This is a genomic window from Corallococcus aberystwythensis (genome assembly GCF_003612165.1).
GTDB lineage: Bacteria > Myxococcota > Myxococcia > Myxococcales > Myxococcaceae > Corallococcus > Corallococcus aberystwythensis.
In genome coordinates this window covers 1-2,762 of the sequence record NZ_RAWK01000488.1, presented here as the reverse complement: position 1 = coordinate 2,762, position 2,762 = coordinate 1, and the positions used below count along the sequence as shown (strand labels likewise).

The window sequence follows — 2,762 nt, the reverse complement described above, 5'->3', positions numbered from 1 at the left end:
GGCAAGCCCCTATCGACGCACCCCCTTGAAGACGAAGTCGCCATTGGATTCGGTGGTCATCACCCACCCGCTCCATCCGCTCGCGGGCCGCTCACTCCCTCTTATCGAGCGGTTGAGATATCTGGGGCGCTCGTGCGTCGTGGTGCGCTTCCCGGACGGTCGTCTGGCGAAGGTTCCCGAGGAGTGGACGGACCTGAAGCCCTGGCCACCGCCGCTCAAGTACCGAGGGAAGAGTCCGAAGTTGCACCCTGAATCGCTCCGCGAGCTGAGTGCCCTTCTGGACGACCTGGGGCACAGGTCCCAGGTGCATGACGAAGAAGGCAGCGCGCCGAATCAGAAGCGCCCGCGGGCGGCCGCCGCCGGGCGCGCTCTACAGCGCACTGCCCACGGCAGTCAGACACCAACTGCTGGGCGTGCTGGCCGACGTGCTGCTCAAGGCCGTGAGCGAGCCCCCCAAAAGACGCGAGGCAAGCGATGAGCGCCAAGATTCGGCCAGCGCATCTGGCCCGGCCCGCGCGGGTGTACATCCGCCAGTCCACCCTGCTTCAAGTCCACGAGCATCAGGAGTCGACCGAGCGCCAGTACGCCCTGGTGGAGCTGGCCAGGAAGCTGGGCTGGGACGCAACCCAGGTCGAGGTCATCGATGAGGACTTGGGGCAGAGCGGTGCCAGCGCGGCCCAGCGCAAGGGCTTCCAGCGGCTGACGGCCGAGGTCAGCCTCGGCAAGGTGGGCGCCGTCTTGTCGCTGGAGGTGTCACGCCTGGCGCGCTCCTCGGCCGATTGGCACCGACTGCTGGACCTGTGCGCGCTGGCCGACACGCTCATCATCGATGACGATGGCATCTACGACGCCAACGACTTCAACGACAGATTGGTGCTGGGCATGAAGGGCACCATGAGTGACGCTGAACGCCACTCCATGCGTCTGCGCCTGCAAGGCGGCATCCTGCACAAGGCGAAGAAGGGGGAGCTCGTCTTCCCGCCTCCGACGGGCTACGTCTTCCAGGAGGGGAAGCTCGTCTTCGACCCCGACGAGCAGGTGCAGCGGGCCGTGCGCCTGCTCTTCGAGCGCTTCCGCCTGGAGGGCAGCGTCAGCGCCACGGTGCGCTACTTCAACCACCACCAGCTCCTCTTCCCCGCGCGACATGGTCACCGGGGCTCCAGCGCTGAAATCCGATGGCACTCGCTGGATGTCCCTCGCGCCCTCTCCCTCCTGCGCAATCCGGCCTACGCCGGCGCCTACGCCTGGGGGCGAAACCGGGAGCGGCGTGTCCTTGTCGAAGGCGTGGTGCGCCGCAAGCACCAGGCGCTCGAGGCCCGCGAGCAGTGGCATGCCTTCCTGCGGGATGCCCATCCCGCGTACATCCGCTGGGAGGAGCACCTGGAGAACTTGAGGCGCATCGAGGACAACGCGGTGCGAGGTGCGCATGTCCACGGACGAGGCGCTCCCCGCGGCGGCCAGGCGCTGCTCCAGGGACTGGTGCTGTGCGGCAAGTGTGGCCGGAGGATGAATCCGGTCTACCCCGTCGCGGATGCGCCCAGCTACCAATGCAGCCGACGCATGTACGGTGAGGGCAACTGCTGGTCCACCGTCGCGCCCCGCATTGATGAGAAGCTGGTGCAGACCGTCCTCTGCGCCTTCGCACCGCCGGAACTGGACCTCTCGCTGGCCGTCCTCAAGCAAGTGGAGCACCAGACTGCCGACGTGGACCGCCAGTGGAAGTTGCGGCTGGAGCGAGTGCGCTACGAAGTCCAGCGCGCCGAGCGCCAGTACAACGCGGTGGAGCCGGAAAACCGCGTGGTGGCCCGCACGCTGGAGACACGCTGGAACCAGAAGCTCGAGGAGCTTGCGCGGGTCGAGCGCGAGTACGAGCAGGCCCGGAGCGCACGCAAGCTGGAGCTGTCGGACAAGGACAAGAAGAAGATTCTCGCGCTCGCGGGCAACCTGCCCAGACTCTGGAGCGCTCCAACGACGACCTCCGCGGACAAGAAGCGCATCCTCCGGCTGCTCATTCAGGAGGTGGTGCTCTGCCCCGTGGACGTGCCCCAGCGCGCCACTCGCATCCGCATCCTCTGGAAGACGGGAGCCATCACCGAGCTTTCGACACCCAGGCCCACCCTGGCGCAATCCCGCCTCACCTCGACGCAGGCCCTCGTCGCCATCCGCCAATTGGCCAGGCAGAAGCGCACCGACCAGCAAATCGCCGAAGAGCTCAATCGACGTGGAATCCAGAGTGGGCTGCGACGCCTCTTCAACCGGGCCTCGGTCGCGACGCTCCGCCAGAGGCACGGCATTGCCTCCGGGCGCTCCCCGGGCGGAGGCAGTCAGCCCGTGCCCGAGCGCGATGCCCAGGGGCGCTATTCCCTGCGGGGCCTGACGAGCCAATTCGGGGTAACGGCGCCGATGATCCGCTATTGGGTCAAGCGCGGGCTGCTGACGCCCGAGCCAAGGCAAGGGACAGGGCCCTTCTGGTTCGAGATGACGCCGGAATTAGAAGCCTTGCTGGCCAAGGCGCAACGCCAGGGCTACAGGCCGGGGCAGCAGCCGGGCCACCTGGGACGTCCACGGCCGCCGCCTCGTCTGGCTGACGGTCGCTACTCCACCCGCGGCCTTGTCGAGAAGTACGGCGTAACTTGGAGTCAGGTGCGCTACTGGATAAAGGCTGGCGTCCTCACGCCCGAGCGCGACCTGCCCAGGGGCTTTCTCTGCTTCCGGCTGACACGCGCAGTCGAGCAGCGCATCCAGGCCGCTCTCGCCCGAGG

At 67.5% G+C, this 2,762-nt stretch carries 2 protein-coding genes; both read left to right on the top strand.

The window, feature by feature from the left end; genetic code table 11:
* Window positions 1-52: 52 nt before the first annotated feature.
* Complete coding sequence (locus D7W81_RS44500) at window positions 53-478, top strand: DUF5372 family protein (protein WP_368773761.1); 426 nt, start codon at window positions 53-55, stop codon at window positions 476-478.
* On the top strand, window positions 475-2,762 hold a 2,288-nt coding region (locus tag D7W81_RS40715; protein ID WP_147445822.1), incomplete at its 3' end, for a recombinase family protein. The genes D7W81_RS44500 and D7W81_RS40715, both read left to right, overlap by 4 nt.